This window comes from Pelosinus baikalensis (assembly GCF_020819555.1).
GTDB classification, from domain to species: domain Bacteria; phylum Bacillota; class Negativicutes; order DSM-13327; family DSM-13327; genus Pelosinus; species Pelosinus baikalensis.
Genome location: NZ_JAJHJB010000020.1, coordinates 81,364 through 101,801 on the forward strand (window position 1 = coordinate 81,364; position 20,438 = coordinate 101,801).

General features: G+C 39.6%; 10 protein-coding genes. All 10 read right to left on the reverse strand.

Going from position 1 to position 20,438, the window contains the following annotated elements:
* Nucleotides 1–30: 30 nt before the first annotated feature.
* Entirely contained in the window at nucleotides 31–3,492 is a 3,462-nt protein-coding gene (locus LMF89_RS14750; RefSeq protein WP_229535755.1) for a bifunctional glycogen debranching protein GlgX/4-alpha-glucanotransferase, read from the reverse strand.
* 90 nt (nucleotides 3,493–3,582) lie between these two features.
* Entirely contained in the window at nucleotides 3,583–5,049 is a 1,467-nt protein-coding gene (gene glgA, locus LMF89_RS14755; protein ID WP_229535756.1) for a glycogen synthase GlgA, read from the reverse strand.
* 2 nt (nucleotides 5,050–5,051) lie between these two features.
* The gene (gene glgD / locus LMF89_RS14760; RefSeq protein WP_229535757.1) at nucleotides 5,052–6,170 is read right to left on the reverse strand and encodes a glucose-1-phosphate adenylyltransferase subunit GlgD; all 1,119 of its coding nucleotides are present in this window, start codon (nucleotides 6,168–6,170) and stop codon (nucleotides 5,052–5,054) included.
* A 3-nt stretch (nucleotides 6,171–6,173) separates the two neighbouring features.
* Nucleotides 6,174–7,385: a glucose-1-phosphate adenylyltransferase gene (locus tag LMF89_RS14765; RefSeq protein ID WP_255711387.1), complete on the reverse strand. Its 1,212-nt coding sequence runs from the start codon at nucleotides 7,383–7,385 to the stop codon at nucleotides 6,174–6,176.
* A gap of 82 nt (nucleotides 7,386–7,467) precedes the next feature.
* Nucleotides 7,468–9,366: a 1,4-alpha-glucan branching protein GlgB gene (glgB, locus tag LMF89_RS14770; RefSeq protein ID WP_229535758.1), complete on the reverse strand. Its 1,899-nt coding sequence runs from the start codon at nucleotides 9,364–9,366 to the stop codon at nucleotides 7,468–7,470.
* A 29-nt stretch (nucleotides 9,367–9,395) separates the two neighbouring features.
* Nucleotides 9,396–11,831 (reverse strand): glycogen/starch/alpha-glucan phosphorylase, encoded by a 2,436-nt coding sequence (locus LMF89_RS14775; RefSeq protein WP_229535759.1) that lies wholly within the window; start codon nucleotides 11,829–11,831, stop codon nucleotides 9,396–9,398.
* Nucleotides 11,832–12,081: 250 nt separating this feature from the next.
* On the reverse strand, nucleotides 12,082–14,511 hold the full coding sequence (locus LMF89_RS14780; protein WP_229535769.1) for a glycogen/starch/alpha-glucan phosphorylase: 2,430 nt from the start codon (nucleotides 14,509–14,511) through the stop codon (nucleotides 12,082–12,084).
* A gap of 65 nt (nucleotides 14,512–14,576) precedes the next feature.
* On the reverse strand, nucleotides 14,577–15,698 hold the full coding sequence (glgD, locus tag LMF89_RS14785) for a glucose-1-phosphate adenylyltransferase subunit GlgD (RefSeq protein ID WP_229535760.1): 1,122 nt from the start codon (nucleotides 15,696–15,698) through the stop codon (nucleotides 14,577–14,579).
* Nucleotide 15,699: 1 nt separating this feature from the next.
* Entirely contained in the window at nucleotides 15,700–16,887 is a 1,188-nt protein-coding gene (locus tag LMF89_RS14790) for a glucose-1-phosphate adenylyltransferase (protein WP_229535761.1), read from the reverse strand.
* Nucleotides 16,888–17,402: 515 nt separating this feature from the next.
* Entirely contained in the window at nucleotides 17,403–20,024 is a 2,622-nt protein-coding gene (locus LMF89_RS14795; RefSeq protein ID WP_229535762.1) for a diguanylate cyclase domain-containing protein, read from the reverse strand.
* Nucleotides 20,025–20,438 lie beyond the last annotated feature (414 nt).

Here is a 20,438-nt window from a genome sequence, read left to right on the forward strand (position 1 = left end):
CCCCTCTATATAACCTTATTTTTTCAATGATTATCTTGCATATTTTTCTGTAAGTGCAGCCAGATCTCTGCTGATATCATTGGTCAGCAGCTTCTTATCCAGCCGCCATGCCCAATTTGTACCACCTACCGTACCAGGAAGATTCATTCTGGCTATACCGGATAACCCTAAAATATCCTGTAAGGGAACAATGGCAGTATCCGCATTAGTGCTATATAAAAAATCTATGAATTTCCAATAAGGCGCAATCCTCTCTTCCTCAGACAGACCAATTTCCTGCTGTATGCATGTTGCTAATGCCAGGTCTTCTGTCAGAAGTTTTTCAAACCAGCTGCTGGTTGTGTCATTGTCATGGGTCCCTGTATATACAACTGTATTTTTTTCACAAGTAAAAGGTATGCATTTCCCCTGTTCATCATAACAAAAAGAAAACTGCAGCACCTTAATTCCTGGAAAAGAAAGTTCATATTTTAAATCTTCCACTTCGTGTGTAATAATCCCCAAATCTTCTACAATAATAGGCAATGGACCTAAGTGCTTTTGCAAAATACGAAAGAATCTCTCCCCCGGTCCTTTTACCCATTGGCCCTGCTCTGCAGTTTCTGCTATGGCAGAAACTTCCCAAAAGGATTCAAAACCGCGAAAATGGTCTACACGGACGATGTCAACTAAGGAAAATAAGACTTGCAGCCGTTCTCTCCACCAGCGGTAGTCATCTTTGGCCATTTCTTCCCAGCGATAATGAGGATTACCCCATAATTGACCCGTCTTACTAAAATAATCGGGCGGAACCCCGGCCACTGTTTGTGCCTTGCCATTTTTATCTAAATCAAACAGCTGCTGATTTGCCCAGACATCACAACTATCGTGAGCTACAAAAATAGGTATATCACCAATAATATTGACCTGCTGCTGATTCGCATACTTCTTTACTTCCTCCCATTGGTTAAAGAAGATAAATTGCAAAAACGTGTGATAGTCAATATCATCCGCCAGTAATTCTTTATACTGCTTCAGCGCTGCCGGTTCCCGCAAAGCAACTTTTCTAGACCACAGGTGCCATGGCTGCCCCTTAAAATAGGTTTTTAGCGCCATAAACAAAGTATATTCCGAAAGCCAGCCATGATTCGCTATACGAAAACGCTCATAATCCTGAGATATACTTTGCTGCCTAAATGTCGTAAAAGCTTTGTACAATAAGGATTCCTTATATTCTTTTACTTTAGTAAATACAACTTGCTCATCCTGAAAGTCGGGAACCTGTCCTAGATCTTGTGCATTCAAAAGCCCTAAGCTCACTAATTTGTCTAAGGATATCAACAGAGGATTGCCCGCAAAGGCAGAAGGGCACTGATAGGGGGAATGACTATCCCCAACTGGATTTAACGGAAGTACTTGCCACAATTTCTGTTTGCTCTTATGTAAAAAATCAATAAATTTATACGCTTCTTTTCCCAAGTCCCCAATGCCATATTTAGAAGGCAATGATGTCGGATGCAAGAGTATTCCTGCTTGGCGCGGGAAAAAACTTTTTTCCACTTGTAAGAGAACCTTACCTTCCAAAGGCTGTAAACATACCGTCAACATTCCTTTTACAATCCGTATTTCCTGGTTATTATTTAGTATATCTACCATGACACCATGGCACCACTTGCGAATAGGAAGTTCCACGGTTATGGATTGATCTACACTCGAATTTAATAAAATCACTGCCGTATTATCCTGAGCTGATTGACTAAAAACATTCTTGCCGTTACTAATTTTGCGAATATACCCATATACCTGCTCATGGGCAGGCAGGGAAATCCATTCTCCTGTTTTGAAAATATCGTAACGATTGTGCACTGCAATCACTTGTTTATACCAAGCTAGCATTTCCTGATCTTCTTGGCCCCATGGATACGTCCTGCGATTGAAAGGGTCCTTGTAACCTTCTACACCAGCCTCATCCCCATAATAAATACAGGGAACACCGGGAAAGGTCATTTGCCATAAAACCAATATCTTCAATCTAGCAATTCCTAATTGACGTTTGTCAGCAGGCAGACGATATACGGCCTGCTGAGCAACAGTTAGACTGTCTGGAGAGGGGGCCTCTCCCAATAAGGTTAGTACTCTCGCTACATCATGACTGCCAATTAAATTCATCATCGCATAAAAGTTTTGACGAGGATAATTTTCTGCAAGACTCATAAATCTTCGATGAACAGCAGGAGTACCAATCGCGCCAAGAATAAAATCCAGTACAATTCCGCGGAAAGGATAATTCATGACCGAATCCAATTCATCGCCCTGCAGATACTTTCTAAGTTTTCCATAGCTCTCTTTATTAGAAGCATCTTCCCAGACCTCACCAATGAGTACGCTGTCTGGGTCCGCATTTTTCATGGTTTTATAGATCTTTTTTATAAATTCATCCGGCAGCTCATCCGCCACATCAAGACGCCATCCTTTAGCTCCCAGCTGCAGCCATTGCTTAACTACACTATTCTTTCCTTCAATTATATAATCAATATAAGAAGGTTCATTCTCTTCTACATTGGGCATTGTGTCAATCCCCCACCAAGCCTCATAAGAGTGGGGATACTCTTTAAAACGATACCAATTATAATAAGGAGATTCCTTGGATTGATATGCACCCACCTCAGGATAATTTCCTTCCCGATTGAAATAAATGCTGTCACTGCCCGTATGACTAAAAACACCATCTAAAATTACAGCAATACCATATTCTTTTGCTTTATCGCACAATGCCGTGAAGGTTTGGTTGTCACCAAGCATGGCATCTATGGTTTTATAGTCCCCGGTATCGTAGCGATGATTGCTAGGGGATGCAAAGATAGGGTTAAAGTAAATGACACTAATACCTAGTTCCTTCAAATAGGGCAGCTTTGCAATAATCCCCTGCAAATTTCCCCCAAAAAAGTCATAGGACACAATCCGTCCCGTATCTGCATCACGAATATAATAAGGATGATTATCCCAATGGGCGTGAATGACGCTTCCTTTGGGGGCCGCTAAGACCTGTCCTTCTGCTGTTTCCTTATAAAAGCGATCCGGAAAAATTTGATACATTACAGATCCTTTAAACCAGTCAGGGGTAACGGCTCCCTTCTTATATACAGTAATTTGATAACCGGGAGGTTCTGTCTCATATAATTGGCCGATTCCCCCTAGACGATCAGGCTGATTTCCATAATAATATACCGTATCCTCCAGCTGAATAATAAAATAATACCACATAATGCAAGGAGCTAAGGGAGCATTCAGCTGTACTTGATAGAGTATCGCCTGTCCTGAATCCTCTAACCTCTTCATCGAGATTTTTTCTTCACCCCGATCCTCTCGCCATAAACGAAGTACAACACTTACAGGAGTAACAGAACTCTGTATTTTCAAATTAAGAAGAAGAGGTTGATTACAACAAACAGCCCCAAAGGGGCTGCGAAAAAACTCCAATTGTGAATCATGAAGAATTAATTCTTGCTTCATATTATATCCCTCACTCGTTAGAAAATACGTACTGATAAGATCATCAGAACTGTTCTCTGCCTTCTCTCTCGTAAAGCTATATCTCTACCATCACGCCTGTTTTATTAATTTTTGATACATTTCCTTGTATTCTTTAGCTGATTTTTGCCAACTATAATCGCTTTGCATTGCATTTTTCACTATTTTATTCCAGCATTCCTTATCTTGGAATGTTCTTAGTGCCCAATTGATTGTATCTGCCATTTCATGAGCATTATAGTTTACAAAAGTAAAACCATTTCCTTCGCAGATCTCTTGATTATAAGACCGTACCGTATCTTGCAGACCACCAATTTCCCTCACAATTGGCAAGCAGCCATAACGCATTGCGATCAGTTGACCAATACCGCAAGGTTCGTATAAGGAAGGCATCAGGAACATATCAGCGCCAGCATAAATTTGATGAGCTAAATCTTCATCAAACATGATATTGGCAGATACTTTACCAGGATACTGCCAGGCCATGTACTTAAAGAAATTCTCATACCTCGCTTCGCCAGTCCCTAAAACCACTAATTGAATATCATAGGTATCCTTTCCAGCAATTGCGGCCTGTTTCACCAGATCCTGAAACATTCTTTCGACTAAATCCAATCCCTTGGCACTCACTAAGCGAGAAACGATAGCAATGACCGGTACATCTTCCCTGACAGGTAAGCCCAAGCGAGCTTGTAGTTCAATCTTATTTTGCTTTTTCTTCTCTAAGGTATTCACATCATAAGTACTGGAAATCAGCTTATCCGTCGCTGGATTATATACAGCATAATCAATGCCATTTACAATGCCCACTAAACGATTTTGACGCTTCCGTAAGAATCCATCTAGTTCTTCACCAAAATAAGGATCTTGGATTTCCTTGGCATATGTTCTGCTGACAGTAGAAATCATATCTGCATATGCCAAACCGCCCTTCATGAAGTTAACAGCTTTGTGGAATTCCACACCTTCAGGAGTGAAATATTTCCAGTCTAGACTCAATATATCATGTAATATGTCTTGGGAAAATACACCCTGATATTTTAAATTGTGAATGGTAAATAAGGTTTTGATTTTTTTATACTTCGGTTTCTCCCGATAATGAGCATCTAACAACACGCTAATCATTCCAGTATGCCAATCGTGGCAATGAATGATGTCTGGCATAAAATCGATTTTGTCCAAAGCCTCTAATACCGCACGACAAAAGAAACCAAAGCGTTCCGCATCATCCCCATAACCATAAAAGCCATGTCGTTTAAAATAATACTCATTATCCGCGAAATAGAAGGTTACACCTTCATAAACGAATTCTAAAATCCCGCAATATTGCTGCCGCCAGCCAACCTGCACAAAAAAGTGATTTTTAAACACCATTTGTGACTTAAAGCCCTCGGGTATATCTTGATAATTAGGCATAATGACCCTGGCATCCACACCTTGCTTAATCAGTTCTTTTGGCAATGAGCCAATAACGTCTCCTAATCCACCTGTTTTTGCAAAAGGTACCGCTTCAGCGGCTGCGATTAATACTTTTGTCATAGTTAAATCACCCGTCCTTTCTTTATTACAAGGGGATAACTGTACTCACCCTTTAACTGCTTATTAGCGGTAATATGAACATCCTTATCACAAATAACATTTTCGAGGATCACTCCTGGACCGATATTCCCCTTCTGCATAATAACACTATTTTTAATATATGCTCCCTTATGTACTTTTACGCCCCGAAATAAAATACTATTTTCGACTTTTCCTTCCACATAGCATCCACTGGCAATTAAAGAATTCGTCACCTCTGTTTCATGTATATATTTTGCAGGTGCTTCATCCTTGACCTTTGTATAAATTAATCCCGATTTAAAGAATAGCTCCTTCCAAATGTGAGGATTGAGTAATTCCATGCTGTGTTGAAAGTAGCTTTGAAGAGAACTAATCCGCGCTACATAACCTGGATGATGATATCCATATACTTTTAACCTCTTAACATTCTTAATGATACAATGCTTTACAAAATCATAATCGCCACGGGCAATACACTGATTCACTAATTCAATCAACAGGTCTTTTTTCATAATAAACATGTCTATGGACATATTTTGATAACCGCCTGTATCTTTAAACTGACTGATAGTAAGAACCCGCCCCTCTGGGCCAAGTCCTAAAATATTAGATCTTACACAATCATGAGTTCCACAATTTGCCTTTGTATATAAAACGGTAATATCGGCCTGGGTATTTTTATGATATTCTAAGATCCCTCGATAATCCATATTGCTTACAATGTTGGCGCCAGCAATGATAACATACTTCTGACGGCTTTGATAAATATAATCTAAATTGCTGTATAAGTTTTCTACATCGCCCCGATGAACCTGCATCGGAGTTCTGGTATAAGCCGGCGGCAAAACAAAGAGTCCGTCCCGTTTACGTGCTAAATCCCAATCCTTGCCGGAACGTAAATGATCTACCAAAGAACGATACTTATGTTGAATAAAGATTCCCACATTAGAAATTTCTGAATTCACCATATTGGACAGAACAAAATCAATTAACCGGTAGCGTCCAGCAAAGGGAATTGAGGCCAATGAACGAGAACGGCTTAATTCTCCTAAATGTTCTTCTGCTTCATTGAGGTTGATAATCCCCATCAAATCGATCATATCTTATTCCTCCCTTTTGCAAAGCGCATCTTCTGGTGGACTGCATGAAAGACTTGCCTCAATCGTAGTATGGGGTGGAATAATCATATCAATATCCAATACTACAATCTTCTGCTGCCCATCCAGCTTCTTAGCAGCTATTACTGTTCCTTGTTTCAGTACTGTTTTACGTCCAATAATCGCCTTGTCCGTCACAACATGATCTTCAATATGTGCACCAGACATAATAATGGAATTTTTCACCTTAGCACCTGGTCCGACATAAACATCTGGAAAAAGGATGGAATTTTCTACTTCACCTAAAATCAAACATCCCTCTGCAATAATCGAATTCGTGATTTTAGCCGTAGTAGAAGTATAATGAGGCGGCCGCGGAGGGTTCGAAGAATAAATACGCCACTTTGAATCATATAAATTCAGCTCGGGTCTCTCTCCCAACAAATCCATATTCGCCTGCCAATAACTTTCTACGGTTCCTACATCCTTCCAGTATCCTCTGAAAGAATAGGCCCTAAGGTTGCGTTTATCTGCCAGCATTTTAGGAATAATATCATGACCAAAGTCATGAGTTGAACTCTGATTAAGCTCGTCTTCGAACAAATATTTTTTTAAAACCGGCCAACTAAATATATAAATTCCCATAGATGCCAAATTACTTTTTGGTTCTGCAGGTTTTTCCTCAAAATCAATAATACGCTGTTCTTTGTCTGTATTCATAATTCCAAACCTGCTGGCTTCATCAAAAGGAACTTCTATAACTGCAATGGTAGCATCGGCCTGCTGCTTTTGATGAAATTCCAGCATCAATGAGTAGTCCATTTTATAAATATGATCTCCTGATAATATGAGTACGGTTTCCGGATTAAACCGATCAATAAAATTGCTGTTCTGACAAATCGCATCTGCCGTACCTTTATACCATTCTCCCCCCTGCTCTTTTACATAAGGAGAAAGTACAAACACACCGCCGTTCATTCGATCCAAATCCCAGGCACTGCCAATACCTATATAACTATTTAAGGCCAAGGGCTTGTACTGGGTAAGCACACCAACCGTGTCAATTCCTGAGTTATTACAATTGCTTAAGGGAAAATCGATAATACGGTACTTACCGCCAAAGGGAACTGCCGGTTTGGCTAACTTCTGTGTCAAAATACCAAGACGACTTCCTTGTCCACCTGCCAATAACATAGCTACACACGCTTTTTTGTGCATAATAACGCCCCCTACTATTAAAAGTCTTTCATAACTTCTATTCCAACACTTTTATGTTTATTTCTAGGACGCTACCTTCCGCTCATTTCTTAGTCTTTTTTAGATAGATAGTAGCCAAGGGCGGAAGGGTGATCGCCAAGGAGTGAGAATGATTATGCCAAACCGTCTCTTCTGCTGCTAATACTCCTGTATTCTTTTGTCCCGATCCGCCGAACTCCTCCCAATCACTATTAAAGATTTCTAGGTAAGATCCTTCGGCAGGTACGCCGATTCGGTAAGCCTGATGCACGTTAGGTGTAAAATTACACACCACAATTAACGTTTCCTCTGGACTAGCAGTCTTACGCATAAAACAAATCACGCTTTGAGTATAGTCGCTGCAGTCGATCCATTCAAATCCTTGCCAATTGCCATCTACTACCCACAAAGATCGTTCCTTTTTATAAAAATGATTTAACCTGCGGCAATACTCCTGCAGTTTTTCATGCATAGGGGATTCCACTAAGTGCCAATCCAGACTCTCATGATCCTGCCACTCAATGAATTGACCAAACTCACTGCCCATAAATAACAATTTCTTTCCCGGGTGAGCCATCCAATAGCCATAAAAAGCGCGCAGATTGGCAAATTTCTGCCAATAGTCACCAGGCATTTTATTGAGCATTGATTTCTTTCCATGAACCACTTCATCGTGAGATAAAGGCAGGATGAAATTTTCTGAAAAAGCATACATAAACGAAAAGGTTAACAAATGATGATTCCATTTTCGATGAACTGGGTCGATTTCCATATATCGCAGCATATCATTCATCCAGCCCATATTCCATTTGAAGTTAAAACCCAAGCCGCCGCTATAGGTCGGCCAAGATACCATGGGCCAAGAAGTTGACTCTTCTGCCATCATAAGCACATTAGGCCGCTGGGCAAACACGACTTCATTTAGCTTGCGCAAAAAAGCTGCCCCTTCTAGATTGCCATCACCCCCATATTGATTAGGCGTCCAATCCCCAGCTTCTCTGCCATAATTTAAATACAAAATATTAGAAACCGCATCAACCCGAATACCGTCAATATGATAGACATCCAGCCAGAATATAGCATTGGAGATAAGAAAACTCAGGACTTCCGTACGTCCTAAATCGAAATTGGCAGTACCCCAGCCTTTATTCTCTGCCCGCTGGGCATCAGCATACTCGTATAATGCAGTACCATCAAACTGCCTAAGTCCATGATCATCTTTGCAAAAATGCCCTGGTACCCAGTCTACGATCACACCAATTTCATATTCATGACATACATCAACCAAGTACATAAAATCTTCTGGCGTACCGTAGCGACTGGTGATGGCATAATATCCCGTCGCTTGATAGCCCCAAGACCCATCAAAAGGGTGTTCGGCAACAGGCATGATCTCAATGTGCGTATAGCCCATAGCAGATGCATATTGTGGAAGAAGCTCTGCCAGCTCACGATATGTCAGCACAGTGTTGTTTGCACCTCGCCGCCAAGATCCTAAATGCACCTCATAAATCAATAGAGGCTGCTGATTCACTGGTTTCGTGTTCCTTGACTGCCATTTTGTATCTTTCCATTGATAGCCGTTTAAATTGTAGACCACAGAAGCGGTTTCCGGTCGAAGCTGGGCATAGAAAGCATAAGGATCCGCCTTCATAAGCGTCTGTCCGCCAGCAGTCTGTATTTCATATTTATAGATATCTCCTGCTAAAAGCCCCGGAATAAACAGCATCCATACACCTGATTCCCCTACGCGATTCATCTTATGACCCTCGCCCTGCCAGGCATTAAAATCTCCGACAACTCGCACTCCTTGTGCATTTGGTGCCCATACCGTAAAGCGCACGCCTTGTTTGCCATTCTCGGTGAGAACATGAGCTCCCAGTAACTGATAGCTTCGAAAGTTACTGCCTTCATGAAACAGATATAAATCCTCTTGGCTGATTGGTGAAATAGGAACTGCCATATAATACCTCCCCTATCACTATTCACAGACTATGGTTTGGTAATGACTACTGGTTTCGTGTGCCAAATATCACGAGCATATTCACAAATGGTGCGATCACTGGAGAAAATACCTGCTTGCGCAATGTTATGAATGCTCATTTCGATCCATTTATTTTTTTGTTTATAGCGTTTGTCTAATTCGACCTGCGCCTTTGCATAGGCATCAAAATCTCGTAAGACAAAAAATTCATCATTATCTGCAAGTAAGGAATTATACAAGGGTCTAAATTCTTCTCTCTGATAAGGTAAAAAGCCGTTAACCAATTGTTCTAAAACTGTCTTAATCCGTATATCGCTGTTGTACACCTGCCAAGCATCGTATCCGCCGTGAATATAGTAATCAAACACCTGTTGACTGGTCAGCCCGAAAATAAAGATATTATCATCGCCCACCGCGTCATGGATTTCCACATTTGCTCCATCCAGCGTACCAATGGTTACCGCTCCGTTCAGCATAAATTTCATATTACCGGTCCCTGAAGCTTCTTTACTAGCTGTTGATATTTGCTCACTTACATCGGCTGCTGGAAACAGCAGCTCTCCTAAGGAGACACTATAATTTTCTAAAAAGATGACTTTCAACTTACCTTTAATATCCTTATCCTTATTAATTAACGAAGCCAGAACACTAATCAATTTAATCGTCTGTTTTGCGATATAGTAACCTGGTGCTGCTTTACCAGCGAAAATAAAGGTCCGAGGCGTAATAGGCAAGGAGGGGTTTTCCTTTAATCGATTATATAAATCCATAATATGAAAGACATTAAGTATTTGGCGTTTGTAAGAATGAATGCGTTTAATATGAACATCAAAGATCGAACGAGCATCTACGGTAACACCTGTTTTTTCCTTAATATACTTCGCTAATATTTTTTTATTATTGTGTTTCACTTTCCGAACTTTTTCTTGTATGATCTTATCCGTGGCAAATCGCCCAAATTCTTCTAAATTCTGAGGGTCAGTAATCCAGCTTGGTCCAATACAATCGGTTATAATCCCGGCAAGCTCAGGATTGGCTTTTAACAGCCACCGCCGATGGGTAATGCCGTTTGTTTTATTATTAAACTTTTTGGGATAAAATTTATGGAAGTTTGACATAATATGTTCTTTTAATATGTCCGTATGTATTTGGGCAACACCATTTACACTATGACTGCCGACTACAGCAAGCCTGGCCATATGCACCATATTATCAGCAATCACTGCCATGCTTCGGATTCGCTCCCAGTCTCCGGGATAGGCATCCCATAAACTGCGGCACACACGTTCATTAATTTCATGTACAATCATATACATCCTTGGAAGCAGCGATTTAAACATCTCCACTGGCCATGTTTCTAAGGCTTCTGGCATAATGGTATGATTGGTATACGAAATGGTTTCCGTAGTAATTTTCCAAGCATCATCCCAAGATAATTCTTCCTGATCCATCAATAAACGCATCAGCTCAGGTACAGCGATGGCTGGATGGGTATCATTAATATGAACAGCTACTCTTTTCTGCAATTGCTTCATGGAGGCATACCTCTTCTTGTAGCGCCGAATGATACTCTGCAGTCCAGCAGAAACAAAGAAGTACTGCTGCTTTAAGCGCAAGAGACGTCCTTCATAAAAATTATCCTGTGGATATAATATTTTCGATATTAAACCAACGGAGGACCGATATTCCATTGCTTCTAAATATTTACCCCGATTAAAGGAAGCAAAATCAAAACCGTCATTTAACGATTCTGCATTCCACAACCGCAGCGTATTCACTGTATTATTATGATAGCCAGCAAGGGGGACATCATAAGGAACTGCTAATACAGCCTCATAATTTTCATGAGTAAAAACCCATCGCCCTCCTTGCTGGCTACTTTTAATGGTACCGCCAAATTTGACTTCTACCGCTTTATCCGCTTTACGAAATTCCCAGGGATAACCATCCTGCAGCCAATTGTCGGGCAATTCCACTTGATTATGATCTACAATCTTTTGCTCAAATAAACCATAAGTATAGCGGATGCCGCAGCCATGTCCCGGTATTCCAACAGCTGCCATGGACTCCATAAAGCAGGCTGCTAAACGACCTAATCCACCATTCCCCAGCCCCGGATCTGCTTCTTGCTTTTCCAGTTCGTTTAAGTCAATCCCTAGTTCTTCCAGGGCCTCTCGATAGATTTCCTTGACTCCTCCATTGACTAAGTGCATATCCAGTGCTTTTCCCAGTAAAAACTCCATGGAAAAGTAGTAAACCTGCTTTACACCCGTCTCACTATACTCTTTATTCGTCTCCACCCAATTCTTACTAATGCAATCACGAATAACTCGGCTTAGGGCCATATATTTATTATTAATAGACGCTTCCTCAATCCCTTTACCAAACATCGTTTGCAGATTGTTTACAAAAATGGCTTTGAATTCATCTTTATCCATTAACATGCAGCCTGTCCCCCTTATTCAAAATTACAATATTTATATGTAACGGTATTGGATAATTTTGTTGTTTTGTAAAAAAATTATATGATTTCTCTTATCGTATACTTGTCCATTCGTCCAGAAAATCCCTTCTTTTTTCAAACGAAAATTTTTGCATTTTTTTGTAAATTCATGCCGCATCGTTACATTTTTTTTGTGAACTCATTATAAAGCGAGAGCATACTTTACGCACAAGTATACTCTCACTGCTATTTTATCCTCCTATAGTTGACTTCCCCAGATGCCAAGTTTCCGCAGCATATTCCCGTATTGTTTTATCACTGGAAAACAAACCAGAATGGGCGATATTTTCCAGACACATAGACTGCCAATGCTGTCTCTGGCGAAACTTATCGTTTAACCGTTGATGAGCATCAGCATAAGCTGCAAAATCCTTTAAAACAAAGAATTCATCATTATTACGCAGCAAGTAATCATACAGGGGTCTAAATTCTTCTTTTTCATCAGGCAAATACCCATTTACCAGCTGCTCAATTACCTTTTTGACCCGCATATCTTCATTATAGACATCCCAGGCATTGTAGCCTCCATGCTTATAGTAATCAAGAGCCTGCCGGGCTGTGAGACCAAAAATAATAATATTTTCCGGGCCAACTGCTTCTTTGATCTCAATGTTAGCACCATCTAATGTTCCAATTGTAATAGCCCCATTCATCATAAACTTCATATTTCCGGTTCCAGAAGCTTCCTTGCTGGCAGTAGAAATTTGCTCACTCACATCGGCTGCAGGAAACAGCATTTCGCCTAAGGAGACACTATAATTCTCCATGAAAACTACTTTTAGTTTATCTTGTATTGTTTTGTCATGATTAATGACAGAACCTAAGATATTAATTAATTTGATCGTTTGTTTGGCTATATAATAGCCTGGTGCCGCCTTTCCAGCGAAAATAAAAGTGCGTGGTACCATGTCTAATTGAGGGTTTATTTTTAATTCATTATATAGATGCATAATATGCAATACATTTAATATTTGGCGTTTATAAGCATGAATCCGTTTAATTTGTATATCAAAAATAGAATGAAGATTCACAGATACCCCATAATGACTATAAATATGATCAACCAGCTTTATTTTATTCTTAAGCTTTATGGTCGCTAATTGTTCTTTAAAAACAGTATCTTGGGAGTATTTACGCAGCAGCAGCAGTTCTTTTGGATCAGCAATCCAGTGGGTTCCAATTGCATTATTAATTAAATCCGTAAGCAGCGGATTCGCTTTTAATAACCAACGACGGTGAGTAATGCCGTTGGTTTTATTATGAAATTTAGTAGGATCATATTGATAAAAATTATGCATCAGATATTGTTGCAAAATATCTGAATGCAGCTTCGCTACCCCATTAACACTATGGCTGCCTACTACCGCCAGACGTGCCATGTGTATTACACCATCGGCAATCACTGCCATATCTCTAATACGTCCCCACTGTCCAGGATATCTTTCCCAAAGTTCCTTACAGAATCGCTGGTTAATTTCTTCGATCATCATATAAATCCGAGGCAGTAAGTTCTGAAACATCTCCACGGGCCAGGTTTCAAGAGCCTCAGGCAGCACAGTATGATTGGTATAGGATATGGTCATAGTTGTAATCTGCCAAGCCTCATCCCAACCAAGATTCTCCTCATCAATTAAGATTCGCATCAATTCCGGAACAGCTAAGGCTGGATGCGTATCATTAATGTGTACACCAATTTTATCAGGAAATAGTTTAATCCTATTATTAGCGGACTTAAATCTTTTTAGAATACTTTGTAATCCGGCTGAAACAAAAAAATATTCCTGTTTTAATCGCAGCAGACGCCCTTCGGGATGTGTGTCATCGGGATATAAATACTTAGAAATTCGCTCGACTGAGTTCTTATATTCTATCGCTTTTAAGAAGTCATTCCGATTACGGAATGCAAAAGAGCAGTCGTTATGTGCTAATTCCGCACTCCATAACCTAAGAGTATTGACCGTATTATTTTGGTATCCGATCATAGGAATATCATAAGGAACCGCTAATATCACTTCCGCATTTTCATGAAGATAATAGGTTCTGCCATCTGCTTTTACTACGCTTCTTACATGACCGCCAAAAGCAACTTCTACTGCTTTATCCGTTTTACGATATTCCCATATATAACCATCTTTTAACCAGTTATCCGGTAATTCCACTTGATAATTCTTTACTATTTTCTGCTCAAACAATCCATAGGTATATCGAATACCGCAGCCATGCCCCGGAAGTGATAAGGCTGCCATGGAATCCAGAAAACAAGCAGCAAGTCTCCCAAGCCCCCCATTGCCAAGTCCTGCATCCGGCTCTTCCTGCAATAATACAGATAAATCAATCCCCAGTTCTGCAAGTCCAGTCTGGCAAACCTCTTTCATTCCTAAATTGAGCAGGTTCATATCCAGCAATTTACCTAATAAAAATTCAATTGAAAAATAATAGATTTGTTTATCGCCGTTGGCCTTATACTGCTGATTGGTCTTTATCCAATTTGGACTGATATAATCCCGCAGCAGGCTCCCCAACGCTATAAATTGATCGTGAATACTGGATTCTTCAAGACTTTTACCATGCAGGGCTTGTAACTTTTTGCTATAAGCTTCTTTAAATCCTTCTTTATCCATCAACAAAAAAAACCTCCTGAAAATGACTAATTCTGAAGGATAATCTTTTGCTCACTCCGCTGTACTTATACTATAGTTCCCTTTGCCACTACCAAAGGATAGCTCTTCTCTCCTTTTAACCATTTCCCTCGAGTAATACAAACATTTTTATCACAGATTACATTTTCAATAATCACATTTTCAGCTATTTCACATTTTTGCATAATAATGCTATCCTTAATATATGCACCTTTATGTACCTTAACACCACGAAATAATATACTATTTTCCACTCGTCCCTCAATGATGCAACCATTGGCAATCATGGTATTAAAGACTCTGGCATTTTCCTTATACTTGACCGGGGCTTCATCTTTTACTTTGGTATACACAAGTCCTGATTTGAAAAATAATTCTTCCCACTTTTCCGGCCTTAGCAAATCCATATTATGACGATAATAATTTTTTATTGAATCAATCCTGGCCGCATACCCCTTATAAGAATAACCAAACATCTTTAGTTTATCTACATTTTTAATTAAAACATCCTTTACAAAATCCCAGCCGCCTCGTGCCTGGCAGTCTTTAATCAACTCTACCAATAATCTTTTTTCAATCAGATACATTTCCATGGAAACTTTACGGGATGCAGTTCTAGATGATTGGCTGCCCATGTCGCTAATTCGGCCGTCAGGCTGACAATCCAGGATGGTATATTGGGAAAGTTCAAGTTCATCCTCTGCATCATATTCCTTATATAAGATTGTAATGTCTGCATTCATATCTTTATGAAACTTAAAAGCCTTACGATAATTTAAATTGCAGACAATATGACTGCCAGTAATCAGCATATATTCTTGCCTGCTGCTTTCAATGTAGTCTAAATTATTATAAAAATTTTCCACACTTCCCCGGGATCCCCCTGATGAACAAGGATTAGGGCTAGGAGGTAAAATAAATAACCCATCTCTTTTTCGGGCTAGATCCCACTCCTTCCCCGAACGCAAATGATCCATTAATGCCCGGTATTTATCTTGCACCAAAATCCCTACATTCTGCATTCCTGAATTCACCATATTGGATAAAATAAAATCAATCAACCGATACCTGCCGCCAAAAGGAAGAGCCGCTAATGGCCTTCCCATAGTTAGCTCTTTTAAAACATCCTGACCAAGATTCAAATTAATAATTCCCATAACGTTTTGCATCTTATCCCACCTGTTTTTGTTTACTTATCATATGATTCTCTAGAATTTCAGCATCACTAGGTATGACGATGTTTTCCTCAATGACACATATACCTTCGTGATTGATTGAACCAATCAAAGCACCTTCTTCGATTAAGCTTTTTCGTCCGATAATCCCTCGGTAAATCTGCGCGCCTCTGCCAATGGTAACATAGGGCATAACAATAGAATCCTTAATTATGGCCCCTTCCTCAATATGTACACCGGGAAAAATTACAGAATGCTCCACCTCACCTAAAATTGAGCAGCCTTCACTCACCAAAGAACGAGTGACCTTTGCCGTAGCGCCAATATAATGAGGCGGCCTGGTAGGATTTACAGAATAAACCCGCCAATTAGGATTATATAAATCCAGCTCTGGCTCATCCGCCAATAAATCCATATTCGCTTCCCAAAAGCTTTCTACTGTGCCTACATCCTTCCAATACCCTTTAAAATAATATGAATATAAACGATGACCATCCATCAATAACTTAGGGATTATATCTTTGCCGAAATCATGGCTGGAAAGGGCATTCTTACGGTCGTCTTCCAAACTCTTTCTCAATAAACGCCAGTTAAAAATGTAAATTCCCATAGAAGCCAAATTACTCTTCGCTTCTTTAGGTTTTTCAACAAATTCTGTAATTCTGCCCTGTTCATCCGTATTCATAATGCCAAAGCGTGAGGTCTCATGCCAAGGTACTTCAATCACCGAAATAGTAGCTTCTGCTTTTTGTTTCTTATGATGATCCAGCATCAGTGAATAATCCATGTTGTAAATATGATCACCTGATAAGACCAATACATAATTGGGGTTGATCATATCAATAAAATTTAAATTTTGATAAATTGCATCCGCTGTTCCTTTATACCATTCTGCACCACCTTCCTGGGCATAAGGAGGCAAAACATACACCCCGCCATCTCTGCGATCCAAGTCCCATGGACTACCGATTCCGATATAGCTATGCAAAGCCAGAGGACGATACTGGGTCAAAACTCCCACCGTATCAATTCCAGAGTTGTGGCAATTGCTTAAAGGAAAATCAATAATACGATACTTACCGCCAAAGGGCACCGCAGGCTTTGCAATCTTACGTGTCAGGTTTCCCAGCCGGCTTCCCTGCCCACCTGCTAAAATCATAGCAATACATTCCTTTTTACGCATAACATAAATCCCCCATTCGTTTTCTACCCATGCCACAAAAAACTCATGCAGCCCATTTCCTATACTATGCACGACCACTTCCCAGCATGACTTTTTTTTATGAGGAGGTTTATTTAATTGTAAAAATTTTCCTTTTTTCTATATTGGACATACTCATATCATATTCCTGTCTTAATTTATTTTATTTTTTATAAATGCTGCGTACTCTTTAAAACATAAAAACAATTGAACCACAAAGACGCAAAGGACACAAAGGGCTTTATATTTTTTTGTGTTCCCTTTGTGTACCGCGCCAGCGGTTTTGTGCCTTTGTGGTTCATAAAATCGTATGTTTTTCACATACGATACTTATACTCCCTCTACTTATAAAACATACCGATGTAATTGTCTCACTACATCGGTAAAAATAATCTTTATATTTTTTATAAATAGAGAAAAAGCAACGAAACGCGAAGATCCGAAGGAATACGAAGAACGCGAAGGACTTCGCATCTTCGCGTTTCAAAATATCTTTTTCAATCTAGCAATTGTATAAATAACTCCACTAAATGAGGATCAAATTGGCTGCCTGCGCATTTGCGCAGTTCGGCGATTGCAGCTTCATGACTCATTGCTTTGCGTTGAGGACGATCATTGGTCATAGCATCATAAGAATCTACAATGGATAAAATACGGCATTCCACAGGAATTTCATCACCTTCAATACCTAAAGGGTATCCTGTTCCATCCCACCTTTCATGATGCTTTAGTATCCACTCCGAAATCGGCTCTAAATCAGGAGTGGCTTGAGCGATACGATAACCAATTTCTGAATGTTGTTTCATAATTGTAAATTCTTCTGTCGTCAAAGGACACGGCTTAAATAAAATCTCATCAGAGATTCCAACCTTCCCCAAGTCATGATATTGAGCAAAAAGGCGAAGATCTTCACGTCTTTGCTTAGGTAAACCCGCGGCATTTGCCAAAGACACTATTAATTCCTTCATGCGCTCGCCATGCCCACCTGCAATAAAGTCTCGAACTTCTAAGGCACTCATTAATGCTTGAACAATTGTATGTTTGTTACTTTGATGACGCTGCAGTTTTTCTCTGTACATATAATTATCTGCTTCTTTATACAAAGCATTCATATCCGTAGGAGTTTCTTTGGTTACAGCAAATCCGATAGATAAGCTAAGAGGTACAATGGGTCTATTGCCATTGTACTCTTCGATTAACTTATGAATACGAGAACAAGCAATTTTAAAAGCAGATCGTGAATTAGAAGGAAGCAGTATGGCAAATTCGTCCCCACCAATTCGCGCAATTAAGTCCTTTGGACGAAATGCCTTTTTAAGAACATCAGCGACAGCTTTTAAAACTTCATCTCCCATACTATGACCTAACGTATCATTCACAAGTTTTAAGCCGTCTAAATCACAAATGATAATCCCTGCAGCCACATTGCGTATAGCACCCATTCTTCGCATTTCTTCTTCGAAATAGGCCCGGTTGTATAAACCAGTCATTGCATCATGATGGCTCAAATAAGCTAGTTTTTCCTCGATTTGCCTTCGATCCGTTACATCACGAACAATCGCCAGAACTTCTTCATCACCACTTGGTACAATCCGTGCTTCAAAATAATATTGGTTTTGCTCCTTTGTCATTTGGAATTCATAGATTTGCAACTTGCCACGCGTAATCGCTTCCACGATTGCGTTCATCGTCTGTTCGGCAAGGTTTGGCTGAAAGACTTGAAAAACACTTTCCCCAATAATTTCATCAGAGCATAAATAGTACAAATGCGGACAATTTATTTTGCAATCCATTATGATGCCGTCACACCGTATAAGAAACATATTATCCGGAATGGCATTAATCAATGCCTGATTGTTACTCTGAATTTTATGAAGCTCGATTTCTCTTCGCTTTCGTCTCCGAATATCACGGATTACAGATAATATACACTGTCTTCCAGCGATTTCGGCATTTTTTAAATTAATTTCCACCCAGATGCTTTCTCCGTTCTTCCTTTGAATCATCCATTCAAATAGCTGTGATTTCCCTACAGCAGCTCGGCGAGTCCATTCTAAAGCATCATCTCCACTATAAGGTAATTGCTGATTACCCAGTCTATCTAAGCCTCGTGAAATCATTTCCTCACGAGAACAACCATACAATTCTTCAACTTTTTGATTACTATCGATAATTTCCCCTGTAGCAGCATCATGAACAATAATTCCATCGCTGGCTGCATCAAATATCGCCCGATAATTGGCTTGAGAAATCTGCAAGGCTTTTTGGGTCTGTCTGCGCTCTATGAGCTCATTCTTATAAGTAGTAAATAAATTGGCATTATCAAGAGCGATAGAAGCTAATTCAGCAAAACGTGTTAATAAATCAAGTTCACTTACCGTAAACTTTCTTTCTGGCTCAGCAAAGGACAGACCTAATGTACCAAATACTTTTCCTTCTGACTTAAAAGGCACCTGTACCGTACAATGCATATTGTCAAAATAGGGGTCTGTAAAACGTTTCTCCCATGTACTATAATCATCAACCATTTTAATTTCCCCAATCCTGTACACTTCCCCAACCAGCCCATCCGTCAGCTTATCCAGCCGACCAGTTTCCCCCTCATAGGCACCTGTACCGATTAGCCTTCTGCAAACTCCCTGTTCTTCATCGATTAAACATACATATCCATGAGGCGTATTAATAAGTTTCGCTGCACTTACAACAATATCTCGTAATAACTCATTTGAATTTAGACGGTTCATAAGCCCCAAAGCAGTTTCATTTAACGAAACCAGCACTAAGTTTTGTCTGCGAATTTCCTCTTCACGACTGAGTAGTTCGTCTAACTGCTGCCGCAATTCTTCTTCTGACGCTAAACGCTCTTCACCTAAAACCTCAAGAGCAATATTTTGTGTCATCAATGTTTTCTGAGACTGCTTAATAAGACGATAGAGTAACCACCCCGTACATAAAATAAAAAACCAGCCCTTTGCTATGGATAAAGCAGTGATGATCTTTATATCCTTAAATATCTGCTCAATCATGCTATCCGAAAACAAAACCCATACACTGCCTAATAAAATATAAATAATTGCAATACCCAATGGACTTTTTGGTATATATTCTCTATTCATCATAATCACTCCTGATTCAGCATCTTCATCTATTGATATAAAACATCAAGAACTGGAAATTTAGGGAATTTTTGAAATAAAAGAATTATTATTACATAATCTTCGACATTTTTTTTGGTTTTCCTATTCTTATTTGTTAAATTTTTCTAATCATTCATTCGAACCTATTATAGTGATTACGAAATAGAAAAAGATTGATATACTTTAAACAAAAAAAATCGAACCACAAAGACGCGAAGGACGCAAAGGGGGTATTTATAACTTAATCTTGGCTCTCCTTTGTGTGCCGCATCAGCGGCATTGTGCGTTTATGGTTCACAAATTTTATATTTTTTTCATCCTCTAAACTTATAAATTCTGATAATCGAGTAGGAGCTGAATAATTATTTTATCCAGCGACCTCTCACACCACCGTAC